At 34.4% G+C, this 15,834-nt stretch carries 16 protein-coding genes; 8 read left to right on the forward strand and 8 right to left on the reverse strand.

Going from position 1 to position 15,834, the window contains the following annotated elements:
• Positions 1 to 2 precede the first annotated feature (2 nt).
• Positions 3 to 467, reverse strand: a complete 465-nt coding sequence (rimP, locus tag IEV50_RS02535) for a ribosome assembly cofactor RimP (RefSeq protein WP_188411664.1) — start codon at positions 465 to 467, stop codon at positions 3 to 5.
• A gap of 121 nt (positions 468 to 588) precedes the next feature.
• The gene (locus IEV50_RS02540; RefSeq protein WP_188411665.1) at positions 589 to 1,017 is read right to left on the reverse strand and encodes a hypothetical protein; all 429 of its coding nucleotides are present in this window, start codon (positions 1,015 to 1,017) and stop codon (positions 589 to 591) included.
• 18 nt (positions 1,018 to 1,035) lie between these two features.
• Here IEV50_RS02540 and IEV50_RS02545 point away from each other — a divergent pair, with 18 nt between their 5' ends.
• A complete protein-coding gene (locus IEV50_RS02545; protein ID WP_188411666.1) occupies positions 1,036 to 1,380 on the forward strand; it encodes a phage holin family protein in 345 nt (114 codons plus the stop codon).
• Between the two features lie 46 nt (positions 1,381 to 1,426).
• Here IEV50_RS02545 and IEV50_RS02550 read toward each other — a convergent pair whose 3' ends face one another.
• The 4 genes from IEV50_RS02550 to panC all read right to left on the reverse strand — a co-directional run bounded on the left by IEV50_RS02550 (position 1,427) and on the right by panC (position 5,034).
• Positions 1,427 to 2,566, reverse strand: coding sequence for an acyl-CoA dehydrogenase (locus IEV50_RS02550; RefSeq protein WP_188411667.1), 1,140 nt, complete (start codon positions 2,564 to 2,566; stop codon positions 1,427 to 1,429).
• A 152-nt stretch (positions 2,567 to 2,718) separates the two neighbouring features.
• Positions 2,719 to 3,711, reverse strand: coding sequence for a lysylphosphatidylglycerol synthase transmembrane domain-containing protein (locus IEV50_RS02555; RefSeq protein ID WP_188411668.1), 993 nt, complete (start codon positions 3,709 to 3,711; stop codon positions 2,719 to 2,721).
• Between the two features lie 5 nt (positions 3,712 to 3,716).
• The gene (panD, locus tag IEV50_RS02560; RefSeq protein WP_188411669.1) at positions 3,717 to 4,067 is read right to left on the reverse strand and encodes an aspartate 1-decarboxylase; all 351 of its coding nucleotides are present in this window, start codon (positions 4,065 to 4,067) and stop codon (positions 3,717 to 3,719) included.
• 121 nt (positions 4,068 to 4,188) lie between these two features.
• Entirely contained in the window at positions 4,189 to 5,034 is an 846-nt protein-coding gene (panC, locus tag IEV50_RS02565; RefSeq protein WP_188411670.1) for a pantoate--beta-alanine ligase, read from the reverse strand.
• A gap of 149 nt (positions 5,035 to 5,183) precedes the next feature.
• On the opposite strand from panC, the gene IEV50_RS02570 reads away from it, so the two are divergent.
• The 3 genes from IEV50_RS02570 to glmS all read left to right on the forward strand — a co-directional run bounded on the left by IEV50_RS02570 (position 5,184) and on the right by glmS (position 9,438).
• The gene (locus tag IEV50_RS02570) at positions 5,184 to 6,008 is read left to right on the forward strand and encodes a glycogen/starch synthase (protein ID WP_229746594.1); all 825 of its coding nucleotides are present in this window, start codon (positions 5,184 to 5,186) and stop codon (positions 6,006 to 6,008) included.
• 22 nt (positions 6,009 to 6,030) lie between these two features.
• Positions 6,031 to 7,467, forward strand: a complete 1,437-nt coding sequence (locus IEV50_RS02575; protein ID WP_188411672.1) for a DUF4270 family protein — start codon at positions 6,031 to 6,033, stop codon at positions 7,465 to 7,467.
• A gap of 132 nt (positions 7,468 to 7,599) precedes the next feature.
• Complete coding sequence (gene glmS / locus IEV50_RS02580; RefSeq protein ID WP_188411673.1) at positions 7,600 to 9,438, forward strand: glutamine--fructose-6-phosphate transaminase (isomerizing); 1,839 nt, start codon at positions 7,600 to 7,602, stop codon at positions 9,436 to 9,438.
• Positions 9,439 to 9,508: 70 nt separating this feature from the next.
• Here the strand turns inward: glmS and IEV50_RS02585 are convergent, their stop codons facing one another.
• Entirely contained in the window at positions 9,509 to 9,946 is a 438-nt protein-coding gene (locus IEV50_RS02585; protein ID WP_188411674.1) for a single-stranded DNA-binding protein, read from the reverse strand.
• A gap of 77 nt (positions 9,947 to 10,023) precedes the next feature.
• Positions 10,024 to 11,067, reverse strand: coding sequence for an A/G-specific adenine glycosylase (gene mutY / locus IEV50_RS02590; protein WP_188411675.1), 1,044 nt, complete (start codon positions 11,065 to 11,067; stop codon positions 10,024 to 10,026).
• Positions 11,068 to 11,236: 169 nt separating this feature from the next.
• Here mutY and IEV50_RS02595 point away from each other — a divergent pair, with 169 nt between their 5' ends.
• The 4 genes from IEV50_RS02595 to radA all read left to right on the forward strand — a co-directional run bounded on the left by IEV50_RS02595 (position 11,237) and on the right by radA (position 15,748).
• Positions 11,237 to 11,539, forward strand: a complete 303-nt coding sequence (locus tag IEV50_RS02595; protein ID WP_056093708.1) for an HU family DNA-binding protein — start codon at positions 11,237 to 11,239, stop codon at positions 11,537 to 11,539.
• Positions 11,540 to 11,549: 10 nt separating this feature from the next.
• Complete coding sequence (locus IEV50_RS02600; RefSeq protein WP_188411676.1) at positions 11,550 to 12,422, forward strand: tetratricopeptide repeat protein; 873 nt, start codon at positions 11,550 to 11,552, stop codon at positions 12,420 to 12,422.
• Positions 12,423 to 12,700: 278 nt separating this feature from the next.
• Complete coding sequence (locus IEV50_RS02605) at positions 12,701 to 14,251, forward strand: Rne/Rng family ribonuclease (protein ID WP_188411677.1); 1,551 nt, start codon at positions 12,701 to 12,703, stop codon at positions 14,249 to 14,251.
• Between the two features lie 117 nt (positions 14,252 to 14,368).
• Positions 14,369 to 15,748: a DNA repair protein RadA gene (radA, locus tag IEV50_RS02610; RefSeq protein ID WP_188411678.1), complete on the forward strand. Its 1,380-nt coding sequence runs from the start codon at positions 14,369 to 14,371 to the stop codon at positions 15,746 to 15,748.
• Positions 15,749 to 15,834 lie beyond the last annotated feature (86 nt).

The raw sequence follows: 15,834 nt of genomic DNA on the forward strand, positions 1-15,834 counted from the left end.
TTTTACTTAAATGAAATTAACACACTTGTTTCTATTACTTCATTAAACGGAACAGATGTTTGCACTGAAACCGCTTTTTTTCCTTTTTCTTTAACTGATTCTTCAATTAAAATATTATTTTCTGTAACCTCTAAAAGTTTACCTTCCTTTTTTTGCCCACCTATAAGTTTAATACTTACCGAACGCCCAATATTTTTATTGTACTGGCGGATAAGTCTTAGAGGCTCACCAACACCGGGAGAAGAAACTTCTAAATTATAAGCCTGTTCAATTGTATTTTCTTCTTCTAAATGAAAACCAACATGCCTGCTAATTGCCACACAATCCTGTATGCTTATGCCCTCATCACCATCAACATGTATAATTAATTTATTGTTTGGCAACATTTTTACTTCAACCAAAAATAGTTCTGGCCTATCTGCAATTTTTTCTTCTACGAGTTCCGTAACTCTCTTTTCTACCTGCATATTTTAACCTGATATCATAGAAAAAGGGGACATTGCCCCCTTCTCTTTTCTTCGATTACGATGCAAATGTACATAAATTTTAGAAATAATCAAACCCTTCTACAGGAATTTACAGGTAAAACTATCTTGTAAGCATTTGTTGCTGAGGTTCGAGGTTGTGTTTTATGCTGCCTTTAAATAATTTGCTTCCATTGGCAAACTTTACTCCGATATAACTTTCTACCAAATAAGTTTTGCCTTTTAAAAAAGGTTCTTGAGGCAAAAAAACCAATGAATCATTCTTTAGAATTATCTTACCCAAAATATTTTTTTCATCTTGCAAACTATCTGTTTCGCCTGGTGTTAATAAAACCGAAATAAAATTAACTGAATCTATATTAGCCTGATAAGCTTTTTTGATTTCAAATAAACTGGCATCATCAATATTTTTAATTACAATTGAGTTGCTGTCTGCAGAAAATTTAATGATGGGCTTATTATTTGTATTCGAACACGAAACAATATTTAAAGCAAAAACAGAAACAAGCAAATATTTAACAGATTTAAACATTTTACTAAATTAAACATTATGAAATTAATTATTGAAATCCTTTTAATGGGATTAGCTGTTTTTATCGGCGCAAAGCTGGTTCCGGGTGTAACTGTTGATGGCTATGGAAGTGCAATTATTGCCGCAGTTTTAATTGCTTTAGCAAATGCAACTATAGGTTTTATTTTAAGGCTTTTAACTTTTCCCGTAAATTTCCTTACCCTTGGGTTAATGTCATTCATTATCACAGTATTAATGATTTTGTTAGTAGATAGTATGATGACTTCGTTTAATACTACAGGATTTTTAGCAGCTGCATTTTTGGCAATTGTTGTGGCTTTAATTAAAGCTATTTTTGGCGCAATAGCAGGAGATAAAGAATAATTCATTTGGCAGTTTTCAGTAGGCGGTTCGAATTGCCAACTGAAAACTATCGAATAATCTCTCTAGAAATTACCATTTTTTGAATCTCAGATGTTCCTTCGTAAATCTGTGTAATTTTAGCATCACGCATTAAACGCTCAACATGGTATTCTTTCACAAAACCGTACCCGCCATGAACCTGAATGGCTTCAATGGTAACATCCATAGCCACTTTTGATGCGAATAATTTTGCCATAGAGCCTGCTTGTGTGTAAGGCAAATCCTGATCTTTTAACCATGCAGCTTTGTAAACCAATAACCTGGCAGCTTCAATTTGAGTTGCCATATCGGCCAGTTTAAATGCAATTGCCTGATGTTCTGCAATTGGCTTTCCGAAAGATTTACGTTCTTTTGCATATTGCGTTGCCAGCTCAAAAGCACCTTGGGCAATACCCAAAGCCTGTGCAGCTATGCCAATTCTACCTCCTTCAAGCGTTTTCATTGCGAATTTGAAACCGAAACCATCTTCGCCTATTCTATTTTCTTTTGGTATTTTAACATCATTAAACATTAAAGAGTGCGTATCAGAACCGCGAATGCCTAACTTATTTTCTTTTGGACCAATTGTAAAACCTTCCATACCCTTTTCAACGATAAAAGCATTTATTCCTTTATGCCTTAATGCAGGATGTGTTTGTGCAATTACTAAATAAGTTGAGGCTGTACTGCCATTTGTTATCCAGTTTTTAGTTCCGTTAAGTAAATAGTAATCGCCTTTATCTTCGGCAGTTGTTTGTTGCGAAGTTGCGTCAGATCCTGCTTCGGGTTCAGATAAACAGAATGCTCCAATTTTTTCACCAGCAGCCAAAGGTTTTAAATATTTCTCTTTCTGAGCTTCGCTTCCATAAGCTTCCAGCCCATAGCAAACTAAAGAATTATTTACAGAAACAACAACTGATGCAGAGGCATCAATTTTAGAAAGTTCTTCCATAACCAGAACATAAGATATTGCATCCAGTCCGCTTCCATTATATTTTTCAGAAACCATCATACCTAAAAAACCCAGTTCGCCAAGTTTTTTAACTTGTTCGGCTGGAAATTTTTGATGTTCGTCTCTTTCGATAACACCTGGCTTTAGTTCTTGATTAGCAAAATCGCGGGCGGCTTGCTGAATCATTAACTGTTCTTCACTTAATTCAAAATGCATAACATTTAGGTATAAAAGGTTAGTAAATCAAATGTATGGTTTATAGATTGAAAATACTATGGCTGCATAGTATTTATTTTAATAATTTTCTAAATCGCCACCTTAATTTAGACGCAAATCATAGCTTACATACTAAAGCATGTTATTAAATTTTAATGAAGATTGTTTATTTTTTTTGATCCTGTAAGAACAAAAAACAAGCTGAGACTACCTAAAATTAAAATGATTAAAAGTTGCGAAGAATGCAATATAGTAGCATAAGCCAATCCATCTTTAAAAGAAAGATTATATAACACTAAAGCTTGTGCAACCATCCAGTGAAAAACTCCTATTCCACCCTGTACAGGCGCAACCATTGCAAAACTCGAAAAAACAAGCGCAGTAAATGCTGCATTAACACCCAAACCTGAAGTAATTTGAATCGCCGAAAAAGCTAAGTACATCGATAGGAAGTAGAAAAACCAAATGCCTGTAGTGTAAAGAATGAAAAGGGGTTTGTTTTTTAGTTTGCTATATGAATTAAATCCCTGTTTTAAGCCAGCAATTACTCGTAATACCTTTTTGTTGAGTTTTTTGCTTATAAAATAAATTAAGGCCGAAATTATTATGATTACTAATATAAGTAGCCCGAATAACCATAAATAATTTAATGATTTGATTTTGACAGCGAGGTTAATATAAACGGTTTTGTACAGAAAATCAGAAACCAAATCGTATTGAACGAAAAGCATTAGTAAACCTGATGATAGTAATACAATGATATCAATTAATCTTTCGGTAATCACAGTACCGATTGAGGCAAACATTGGAACCTTTTCTGTTTTTAAAATAACTGTACAGCGACCAATTTCACCAAAACGCGGCAACGCCAAATTTGCCAAATAGCCAATAATTACAGCATGATAGGTATGCCAAAAACCAACTTTATAGTTTATTGATTGATAAAGCATACGCCATCGCAACGCTCTTAATAAATGAGCAATCCATAATGCAATAGCAGAAGCTATAACCCAAAGAAAGTTGGCACTTTTAATTTCACGCCAAATTCCAGATAAATCCTGACCTTTAAATGCGAGGTATAAAATGCCTACTCCAATAAAAAAAAGGATTAGGTATTTTAGCGCTGATTTAAGGCTGAATGTCAAAACAATTATTTTAACAAGTGATTATTATCATCAGGGAAAACAAGTATCGGATTGTATTTTTTAGCTTCTTCAATCGGCAAAGAGCCGTAAGACATAATGATAAGTATATCTCCAAGTTGAGCCAGGCGTGCTGTTGCACCATTTAAGCAAATGGTTCCGGTATTGCGTTCTCCTTTTATTACATAGGTTTCAAAACGTGCACCATTATTATTATTTACTATTTGCACCTTTTCATTAGCAATAATGTTAGCCGCATCCATTAAATCCTCATCAATCGTAATACTACCAACGTAGTTCAGTTCTGCTTGGGTTACTTTAACACGGTGTATTTTCGATTTTAATATCGTAATAATCATTTGGCAAAGTTAGTAATAAAGGATTGGATGATAAAAATGTAAAATGGAAGAGCGATGTAAGATGGAAAATGGATGATGGAAATGCTGAATTACACACCCATTTTACATCTCCCATCTTACATCACATAATAATCATATTATCAATTAACCTGGTAGACCCGACTTTTGCCGCAACCAAGGCAACCAAACTATTTTCATCTTTTGATTTCGCCGGCTCCAATGTATTTCCATCAGCAATTGTAAAATAATCGAGTTCCACATCATCAATATTATTGTAAAACGATTTTGCTTTTTCTTCAAGTGCTGCTAATGAATAAGAATCGAAATTATCGATAACAAACTGTAAAGATTTGCTTAATACCAATGCGTTCTTTCTATCCCTTTCAGATAAATGAATATTTCTGCTGCTCATTGCCAAACCATCATCTTCACGAATTATTGGGCAAGTGATAATATTTATGGGGAGTTTGAAATGTGCAAGCATATTTTTAATCATTAAAACCTGCTGAAAATCTTTTTGCCCAAACATAGCAACATCAGGTTCTACGGCATCAAAGAGTTTTTTCACAATTTGGGTAACGCCTTGATAATGGCCCTTCCTGAATTCGCCCTCTAAAAGAAACTCTGCATTACCTAAATCAATGTACCAGTTTTCATCAGCTCCGAAAGGATACATTTCTTCAACGTTCGGCATGAATACGCCGTTACAACCTGCATCATCCAGCATAGCCAAATCATGTTCTATGGGTCTCGGGTATTTTTCAAGGTCTTTTAGATCGGTAAATTGGGTAGGATTTACAAAAATACTGCAGATTATTACATCGGCATGCTCTTCCGCTAATTTAATTAACGAAATATGGCCGTTGTGTAAAGCGCCCATTGTAGGCACAAGAGCGATTTTTTTACCCGAGGCCTTTAGTGGTTTTAAATAAGCTTTAAGCGCTCCTTTGGTTTTAAATACTTCCAAACTAAAAGATATGAGTTAAGGGCGTAAAGGTGTAAATTAATCTAAATGAAACCAAACAAATGCTTGCGATATTGATAAATAGCATTATTATTCTTATCTTTGCAGCTCATTATCTTTTATTTAACTTAATATTTTCTTAGAATATGGAGATGGCAAAAACGAAGCTGCTGATTGTTACACACGAGATGTCGCCTTTCCTCGAGCTTACTAAAATTTCTGAAATTACTCGCCAATTGCCACAGGCTATGCAAGAAAAAGGATTCGAAATCCGCATCTTGATGCCAAAATTCGGTAACATTAATGAGAGAAGAAATCGTTTACACGAAGTAATACGCTTATCAGGAATGAACATCATTATTGATGACAACGATAACCCTTTAATTATTAAAGTAGCTTCCATCCCGGCTGCACGTATGCAGGTTTATTTCCTGGATAATGAAGAATATTTCCAACGCAAGCAAGTATTTGCTGATGCAAACGGAAAATTTTTCGATGACAATGATGAACGCACAATATTCTTCTGTAAAGGCGCATTGGAAACTGTAAAAAAATTAGGCTGGGCACCTGATATTGTTCACTGCCACGGTTGGATGAGTGCATTGGTACCTGCATACATTAAAACTACTTACAAAAACGACCCTACTTTTAAAAATTCAAAAGTTGTTTATTCTGTTTACGAAGGTGGTTTTACCGAAAAATTAAATGCAAACTTCTCTAAAAAAGCAGTTATGGCAAATATGACAGAAGAAGATACAAAAGCATTTGAACCTGCAGATGTTAACAGTATGCATATTGGAGCGATAACCCACTCTGACGCAGTAGTTTTAGCAGATGAAAACTTAGATAAAGATTTGTTAAAATTTGTTAAAGATTCCAATAAGCCAACTTTAGCTTATAACTTAACCGAAAATTTTGAAAACTTCTACAATTTTTACGAGGAAATTTCAAATGAAGAATTGGTTTCTGTTGCTTAATTAGGTATTATTATTTTTAAATATGAAATTTACAAAACAAGACTTATTAACCCTGTTGATAGGTCTTTTTCTTTTTGCATCGTGTAAAAACCCAAATGGTGTTGGCTTAGATGTTGACCCAAATTCGGCTATACAAGGTACTTTGGTTAACGATCAGCTTGTTACCTCCCAAACGGTAAAAGAACCTGATATGAATACTGCAACACTTTCACAGCACCCTATAGGCTACATGACTGACCCAATTTTTGGTAAAACAGAATCAAGTCTAGGGATGACTGTATGGCCTACAAGTTTGAGTTACGATTTTGGAACATCACCAGTTTTAGATTCAGCAATTTTAGTTTTAAATGTTGGCACTCAGTTTTATGGAGATACAACTTCTTCAAGATACAGTATAGATGTTTATCAATTAACGTCACCAATTGCAAATTACAAAGCCTCCGATGCTATACCTCATAGTACAACACTTTTAGGAAATTTTAATAGTAGAATTTTTCCAAATACGCCAATTAAAATAACTGATGTCGTAGTTGGAGGTAAAGACACTTTGAGGACTGTAAAAGCTCAAATTAGGATACCATTAAATAAGACGTTTATTCAGAGTACTATTTTAAGCTTACCAACTACCGGAACATCTACTAATGATAAATTTGTACAGTACTTTAAAGGCTTTTATGCACAAATAAATAAATCTTCATCAACCGGAACCGGTGGTATAGCTTTTATAGATTTCGCAAGCACAAATTCTTATTTGCAATTGGTTTTTAAGAAGACAAATACATCAAGTAGTATTGATACTGTTTCTACAAATTTCCCTATAAATACATCAACAGGACAAACTGTAACGGCAAACATAACACATGATTACACAGGAACTCCTGTAAAAACTCAATTAGATAATCCTGGTCCGATTACAAGCCCAACGCAATATGGTGTTACTTACCTACAAGCTTTAGATGGCGTTAAAACAAAAATATCTTTTCCTACACTCAAAAGCTTTACCAGTACTTATGGAAAAGTGATTGTAAATAAGGCTGAATTAGTGGTTGATTTAAGCACAGGAACTTTTGATTACCCATACTTACCCGCACAACGTTTATCATTATACAGATGGGATATTGCAGAACAAAATGTAAATGTTCCTGATCACGATCAGCCAGGAACTACATCTTCTGGTTCTACTTATGCAGGAGATTCTAGAGCAAAATCTGATGGGATTTTTGGTGGCTATTATGATTCATTAAAAAACAGATATATTTTTAATATTACCGCTTACGTTCAAGATCTTATAGATGGAACAAAAGTTGATTACGGTACATTTTTAGCACCAACCAGTTTAACCGCAACACCGTTTGATATTGGTCCTTCAGGTTCATCTGCAGCTAGAGCTGTTATAGGATCATTTGGTAACACTACAAACCGATTAAAGCTTAACATTTATTACACGAAAGTTAATTAAAATCGCTACATAATTTGTAAACCCGTTTGGTATCCCAAACGGGTTTTTTTATGATCATTTTCTGTGAAAAGTATTTGCAATAGGTTTAAACAAACGTTTGTTTACTATATTTGGTGAAAATAAAAACAATATATGTGTGGAATAGTAGGTTATATTGGCTATAGAGAAGCATGGCCAATTGTTTTAAAAGGACTTAAAAGATTAGAATATAGAGGTTATGATAGTGCTGGCATAGCCATCATAAATAGTGAGGGCCAAAACATTTACAAAAAAGTTGGTAAAGTTGCAGCGCTAGAAGAATTTGCAGAAAATCAGGATAAAACAGGCACAATTGCTATGGGTCATACTAGGTGGGCTACGCATGGTATTCCATCCGATCGTAATTCTCACCCTCATACTTCAAATAACAATAAGCTTTCTATCATTCATAATGGAATAATTGAAAACTATGCAACGCTTAAAGAAGAACTTTCGTCACGCGGTCATGAATTTAAGAGCGATACGGATACTGAAGTATTAATTCATTTAATAGAAGAGATTCAAAAAATAGAGCAAATTGATTTGCTTGAAGCTGTTCGTTTAGCTTTAAGAGAGGTTAAAGGAGCTTACGCCATTGTAATAATGGATAGAGAAAATCCTGATTGCCTAATTGCGGCAAGAAAGGGTAGTCCGATGGTTATTGGTGTAGGTAATGGAGAATACTTTATTGCATCTGATGCTACACCTATAATTGAGTACACTAAAAATGTGATCTATCTTAATGATCATGAAATTGCATTAGTCACAAAAGATGATTTATTGGTAAAAAGATTAGACAATGTAGTTCAAACGCCTCTAATTCAAGAGTTAGAATTAAAACTTGAGATGTTAGAAAAAGGAGGGTTTGATCATTTTATGCTAAAGGAAATTTACGAGCAACCCAGATCAATTAGAGATTGTATGCGGGGCCGCATCTATCCTGAAGAAGGCAAAGTACAATTAGGTGGAATAAAAGAATTTGTTGAAAAACTTAAAAACATCGATCGTATAATCATTGTTGCTTGCGGCACATCATGGCATGCAGGCTTGGTTGGCGAATATTTAATTGAAGAATATGCCCGCATTCCGGTTGAAGTAGAATATGCTTCTGAGTTTAGGTATCGTAATCCAATCATTACCGAGAAAGATGTAGTAATTGCAATTTCTCAATCGGGAGAAACTGCAGATACAATGGCCGCAATTGAAATGGCTAAAGAAAGAGGAGCAACCATATTTGGTATTTGTAATGTTGCAGGTGCTTCAATACCAAGATTAAGCCACGCAGGTGTTTACACCCACGCAGGACCAGAAATTGGTGTAGCATCGACAAAAGCTTTTACTGCACAAGTTACGGTTTTAACTTTGATGGCTTTTTACATGGCTCAACAGAAAGGAACCATAACACAATCTAAATTAATTAGTTTATTAACAGAGTTAAACAGCATTCCTGATAAGATACAGGTTGCGCTTGAATCTAATGATATTATTAAAGAAGTAGCTGCCAAAATTAAAGATTCAAGAAATTGTTTATTCTTGGGAAGAGGCAGTGGTTTTCCTGTCGCATTAGAAGGCGCTTTAAAGCTCAAGGAGATATCATACATCCACGCGGAAGGCTATCCTGCGGCAGAGATGAAACACGGTCCTATCGCTTTAATTGATGAAGAAATGCCTGTTGTATTTATAGCAACCCAAAATTCATCTTATGAGAAAGTAATTAGTAATATACAGGAAGTAAAAGCACGAAAGGGAAAAGTTATAGCAATAGTTACTAAAGGCGATATTGAAGTAAAAAAAATGGCCGATTACTGTATTGAAATACCGGATGCAGATGAAGCCTTCTTGCCATTATTGGCAACTATTCCACTACAACTTTTATCTTATCACATTGCTGTTATGCGTGGATGTAATGTAGATCAACCTAGAAATTTAGCAAAATCTGTAACTGTAGAATAGTTTAACTTTTTTACAAAGCAAGAAAGCCACGAAATAATCGTGGCTTTCTTGCTTTGTAATTTATATGTATTTAAAAGGGCAAGTCGCCATTCTCATCATTAGGTTGAATTGTAAACTCGTCCTCAATTTTAGATTCATTGTTTTGAACATGACTTACAGACTGTCCGGGTTCAAAATCACTTTTCCTCCCCAACATCGTAAAATTTTCTGCAACAATCTCAGTTACATATTTTTTAATCTTTTCTTTATCTTCAAAGGATCTAGTACGTAATTTTCCTTCTATATATACAAGTTTACCTTTTTGCAGGTATTTTGATGCTACTTCTGCCAAACCTCGCCATAAAACAATATTATGCCACTCTGTTTGTTCAACACGCTTGCCATCTTTATTATAAGTTTCTGATGTAGCTAGAGGAAAGCTGGCTACTGTGACACCTCCATCTAAGTGTCGGACTTCTGGGTCTTTACCCAAGTGCCCGACTAAAATAACTTTGTTAATCCCAGACATAAAATATTTTTTTTGGTTAGTTTTCTTTTTAAATGATGCTAAAACCCAAAAAAGGCCAGTTACTCCTATTTTAGCAATTAAAAATTTTCTTCTATGAAATTTCTAATTACGTTCGGTTTAGGTAATTCATCCAATGTATTTAAGGAAACCCAATTAAGTTCCTCATGTTTACTAGAGTTAAATATATAATTTTTTAAGCTAAAAAACTGCACATTAATTATTTGGTGTGTTAATAGGTGTTTTTTATAGCTTACAAAAGTAATTTCAGCATTATTTCCAAAAATATTCTTTACAGATTCAACAAAGTCTAAGTCGTTACCATCTAAAAGCATTTCTGTTTCAATACATGGAAAATCGTAAAGATGCTGCCATATATCTCTTTTTTTTCTTTCCCTAACTAAAATTTTATCGCCTTCGGTAAGAATAAAATAATTAAAATATCTATTCTTCTTTTCTGCCTTTGCAAGTTTCACAGGCAATTGATTTACTACATTATTTCTGTAGGCAAAGCAATCTATGTTTAAAGGGCAAATACTACACTTAGGCGATTTAGGTTTACACTGAATGGCGCCAAATTCCATAATGGCCTGATTGTACAAGGCAGAATCTTCTCTAAAAAGTAATTCATTGGCTAACTTAAAAAACTGTTTTTTACCTTCAGGGGTATTAATTGCCGTATTAATACCAAAATATCTTGCCAAAACTCTAAAAACATTTCCATCTACAACTGCCCTGGCTTCGCCTGATGAAAAAGAAGATATTGCTGCGGCAGTATACTCACCAATACCTTTAAGTTTAATTAAATCATCATGTAAAGTTGGAAAAGTGCCATTATAATTATTCACGACCAATTGAGCAGTTGCGTGCATATTCCTTCCCCTGGAATAATAACCCAGGCCTTGCCAAAGGTTTAGTACTTGGGCTTCGGTTGCTGATGCAAAATCGCTTACGGAAGGGAAATTTTCTAAAAAAGTATTAAAATAAGGCAATCCCTGTTCTACACGGGTTTGTTGTAATATAATTTCTGAGAGCCAAATGGTGTATGAGTCTTTAGTATGCCTCCAGGGCAAATCTCTTTTATTGATTAGGTACCAGTTTATAAGTTCGTTTTGGAATGTCATTAATGCAAATTACGGTGTAATTATTTGTTTAAAAAAAAACTTGCAATAGCCTGATACGACAACTAATAAAAAAATCATCTTTTATTTCCCTATCTCATTAAAAAGCAATACTTTTGCAACCCCAAAACACTGATAATTAAAATACACAATATATAATAAATAATAAAATATGACTAAGGCAGATATTATTTCAGAAATATCAACAAAAACCGGAATTGAGAAGGTTGATGTGCAGGAAACAGTTGAGGCATTCTTCAAGGTTATCAAAACCAGCATGATTGGCGGTGAAAATGTTTATGTTAGAGGCTTCGGAAGCTTTGTTGTTAAAAAGAGGGCTCAAAAAACAGCCAGAAATATCTCGAAAAACACTGCAATAATCATCCCAGAACATTTTGTTCCAAGCTTTAAACCAGCAAAAGTATTTGTTGATAAAGTGAAGAATAACTCAAAAAAAATCCAGGTAGAAGCTTAAATCAAATCAAGTGAACAGCAGCATCAGATTAAAACAAACCATCATTATCGGAGCGATTTTATTGCTTGTTGCCTTCCTGTTTACAAGAGATATTAAAGGTTTAGTAAAACCTACCGAAGAAAATGGTAAGATGCCTTCATCAGGTCAAGTACCGGAAACAGCATCAATTTCATCGGGTTTAAGCATTCAAACAACATCTGAAGCTGCTAAAAATGTAATTAATAAAAGTTTAGCCACTGATATTACAACCTTAGAAAACAGCTATAAAGGTGCAACAGGTGCAGAAAAAGTAGATTTGGCTCAACAATTAGCTCAGAAATGGGATGATGTTGAACAACTAACTCCATCAGCACTTTATTTAGAAATTGTTGCAGAAGCAAAACCATCACCATCAAGCTGGTTAGCATCAGGCAATAAATTCTTAAAAGCTTTTGAAAGCACACAAGATAGTTTAGCTCAACCTGCTTTATTGCAGAAAGCAAATACATCTTTTACAAAAGCACTAGCGTTAGACAAAGAAAATATAGATGCTAAAACAGGATTAGGGGTAACAATAGTGAATGGCTTAGGCGCTCCAATGCAAGGTATTGCAATGTTGCTTGAAGTTGTAGCTAAAGACCCTAAAAATATTAAGGCAAATATGAATCTTGGTTTATTCTCTATTAAATCAGGTCAGTTTGACAAGGCAATTCCTCGTTTTAATACGGTAATTGCAACAGCTCCAACGCCTGAAGCCTATTTCTATTTAGCTACGGCTTTAGAAAATTTAAACAAGAATAAAGAAGCCGTTGAGGCTTATTTAAAAAGTAAAAAATTAGCAGCAAATCCAACTTTAACATCTTTTATTGATAAAAAAATTGCTGAACTAAAGAATAAAAATTAATTAACGGATTAATAAAAACATTTAAAACTAAAAATTATGCCAAGCGGTAAAAAAAGAAAAAGACATAAAATGGCTACGCACAAACGTAAAAAACGTTTAAGAAAAAACAGACATAAGAAAAAATAGTTTCTTATCTTGATTTAGCCTTTTAAACCTCATAGTAAAAACACTATGAGGTTTAAAATATTTATATAAATTTTTATATGAACTTACGCTACATCAATGTTTCTTATTTACTATCCATTTGTTAATAGGCGAAAGCCTTAAATCTGTAGCTGTTGGTAAAAGAATTAATTATAAATTCGACTCCTGCCGGAGTTACCATAGCTTTGATTGAAGACAAACAACTTGTTGAGCTTCATAAAGAACAAATTAATAATAACTACGCCGTAGGCGATATTTATTTAGGCCGCATTAAAAAAATTATGCCAGGTCTGAATGCTGCCTTTGTGGATGTAGGTTATGAAAAAGATGCATTTTTGCATTATTTTGATTTGGGGCCTCAAGTACAATCTTTAATTAAGCTAACTAAGATCAAGCGTAATGGCTCGGTTACAGGCACATTATTAGATAATTTAAAGCTAGAAGCCGATATAAACAAGGCGGGCAAAATTTCTGATGTGCTAAGTAAAAACATGCTCCTTCCTGTACAAATTGCAAAAGAACCAATTTCTACAAAAGGACCTCGTTTAAGTTCCGATCTATCTATCGCCGGCAGGTATGTGGTACTGGTGCCATTCTCCAATACCATATCCATATCAAAAAAAATAAAAAGTAATACCGAACGTAATCGATTAAAAAAGATTATAGAAAGTATTAAGCCTCAAAATTTTGGGGTTATTATTAGAACCGTTTCAGAAGGAAGAGGTGTAGCCGAACTGCAAAAAGATCTTTTAGATTTAGTTGCTAAGTGGGAAAACTTTATTAAAAAACTTCCAACAGCTGAACCTTCAAAAAGGGTTTGGGGCGAAATGGACAGATCATCTACGTTAATTCGTGATATTCTGAATCCTGATTTTACGAATGTTTACGTTAGCACACCTGAGCTGTTCGATGATATCCGTTCTTATGTACATGATATTTCTCCAGAAATGGAAAAAATAGTTAAACTGTACAAACAAAAAGAACCAATATTTGAACATTTTGGAATTGAGAAGCAAATTAAAAATGCTTTTGGAAAAACGGTAAACTTACCCGGTGGTGCTTATTTAGTTGTTGAACATACTGAAGCATTACATGTAGTTGATGTTAACAGCGGTAACCGTACTGCCAGTAAAGAAAATCAAGAAGAGAACGCTTTACAGGTAAATAAAGAGGCGGCTAAAGAAATTGCCCGTCAATTGCGTTTACGCGACATGGGCGGTATTGTGGTAATCGATTTTATCGATATGCATAAACCAACAAACCGTAAAATGTTATTCGATTATTTACGTGAGCTGATGTTGTTAGATAGGGCAAAGCATACCATTTTACCTCCAAGTAAATTTGGTTTGGTGCAAATTACCAGGCAACGTGTTAGACCGGAAATGAATATTGTAACTGTAGAAAAATGCCCTGCATGCGATGGAACGGGTACAATAAAAGCAAGTATTGTTCTTATGGATGATATAGAAAATAACTTAAACTATATTTTAAGAGAGCAAAATGAAAAAGGAATTACACTTTGTGTTCATCCTTACATTGAAGCTTATATAACTAAAGGAATTTTCAACTTACAACGCCGTTGGTATTTTAAATATGGCCAATGGGTAAAAGTAAAAGAACAGTCTGCATATTACTTAACCGAGTTTCATTTCATTTCATCAAAAGATGAAGAAATAAAATTATAAATTATTTTATTTAAAAGGAAGCCTGATTTTTTAAAAAGTCAGGCTTTTTTGTGCATAAATGATTTAGCTTTTGCCACCTATAAAATCTAAATTCGTAAATCTAAAATCTAAAATCAATTGGCAAAAACTAAAACTGCATATTTCTGTCAGAGTTGCGGATATGAATCAGCAAAATGGCTGGGTAAATGTCCATCTTGTAATCAATGGAATACTTTTGTAGAAGAAATTGTAGAGAAAAGTCCTACAGCGATACCAACCTGGAAAAATGATTCTGCTCCAGCAAGAAAACTTAGCAAACCGAGTAAGGTTAATGAAATTCAAAGTTCACCAGAACGTAGAATGCTTACAGGTGATAAAGAATTAGATCGTGTTCTAGGTGGTGGCTTGGTTGAGGGATCTTTAATTTTAATTGGCGGTGAACCAGGAATCGGAAAATCCACACTGATGCTTCAGCTGGCTCTAAATTTAAAAGGCAAAAAGCTTTTGTATGTTTCTGGCGAAGAAAGTGAACAACAAATTAAAATGCGAGCTGAGAGGATTACCGAATCGCCATCTGCCGATTGTTATATTCTTACCGAAACGTCAACTCAAAATATTTTTAAACAAATTGAAATTCTCGAACCTGAAATCGTTGTTATAGATTCTATTCAGACTTTACATTCTGCACATATCGAATCTACACCTGGAAGTGTCTCTCAGGTGCGAGAGTGTACAGCAGAGCTTTTACGTTTCGCAAAAGAAACCGGCACACCTGTGTTTTTGATCGGTCATATTACCAAAGATGGTGCAATTGCCGGACCGAAGATATTAGAACACATGGTTGATACGGTACTACAGTTTGAGGGCGACAGACATCATGTTTACCGAATTTTGCGTTCGATTAAGAATAGATTTGGAGCGGCGGCAGAATTAGGAATCTATGAAATGCAGGGAAGCGGTTTAAGAGAAGTTTCAAACCCTTCAGAAATACTGCTAACCCAACGCGACGAACAACTTAGTGGTATTGCCATTGCAGCAATGCTAGAAGGAGCCAGACCTATGCTTATTGAAACACAGGCATTAGTTAGTACCGCCGCTTACGGTACACCGCAACGATCGGCTACAGGTTTTGATACCAAAAGAATGAATATGCTTTTAGCAGTTTTAGAAAAACGTTGTGGTTTCAGGCTAAGTACACAAGATGTTTTCTTGAATATTGCTGGTGGTATAAGAGTAGAAGATCCTGCGATTGATTTGGCTGTACTTATTGCAATTATTTCATCTCACCAGGATATTGCTGTTTCCTCAAAAAATTGTTTTGCAGCAGAAGTTGGTTTATCTGGCGAGATTAGGGCAGTTAATAGAATAGAGCAAAGAATTGCTGAAGCGGATAAATTAGGTTTTGAAACCATTTATATTTCAAAATATAACTTAAAAGGCATAAATATTGAAAAATATAATCTTGAAATTAAAGCAGTGAGTAAAATTGAAGAAGTTTTTGGCCTAATTTTCGGTTAAAACCGCTAAACAAACGGGGAATACTATCAACAGATTTCCACAATTAGCAGATTAATTTCCCCAATTCCCCAAGCGCTAAAACTTTA

The sequence above is a fragment of the Pedobacter mendelii genome (assembly GCF_014635725.1).
In the GTDB taxonomy this organism is placed as follows: domain Bacteria; phylum Bacteroidota; class Bacteroidia; order Sphingobacteriales; family Sphingobacteriaceae; genus Pedobacter; species Pedobacter mendelii.

Coding starts and splice junctions, on each gene's coding strand:
- rimP (WP_188411664.1), bottom strand. CDS start 467: ATGCAGGTAGAAAAGAGAGTTACGGAACTCGTAGAAGAAAAAATTGCA.
- IEV50_RS02570 (WP_229746594.1), top strand. CDS start 5,184: ATGGCAAAAACGAAGCTGCTGATTGTTACACACGAGATGTCGCCTTTC.
- glmS (WP_188411673.1), top strand. CDS start 7,600: ATGTGTGGAATAGTAGGTTATATTGGCTATAGAGAAGCATGGCCAATT.
- IEV50_RS02550 (WP_188411667.1), bottom strand. CDS start 2,566: ATGCATTTTGAATTAAGTGAAGAACAGTTAATGATTCAGCAAGCCGCC.
- IEV50_RS02585 (WP_188411674.1), bottom strand. CDS start 9,946: ATGTCTGGGATTAACAAAGTTATTTTAGTCGGGCACTTGGGTAAAGAC.
- IEV50_RS02540 (WP_188411665.1), bottom strand. CDS start 1,017: ATGTTTAAATCTGTTAAATATTTGCTTGTTTCTGTTTTTGCTTTAAAT.
- panD (WP_188411669.1), bottom strand. CDS start 4,067: ATGATTATTACGATATTAAAATCGAAAATACACCGTGTTAAAGTAACC.
- IEV50_RS02545 (WP_188411666.1), top strand. CDS start 1,036: ATGAAATTAATTATTGAAATCCTTTTAATGGGATTAGCTGTTTTTATC.
- mutY (WP_188411675.1), bottom strand. CDS start 11,067: ATGACATTCCAAAACGAACTTATAAACTGGTACCTAATCAATAAAAGA.
- IEV50_RS02595 (WP_056093708.1), top strand. CDS start 11,237: ATGACTAAGGCAGATATTATTTCAGAAATATCAACAAAAACCGGAATT.
- IEV50_RS02575 (WP_188411672.1), top strand. CDS start 6,031: ATGAAATTTACAAAACAAGACTTATTAACCCTGTTGATAGGTCTTTTT.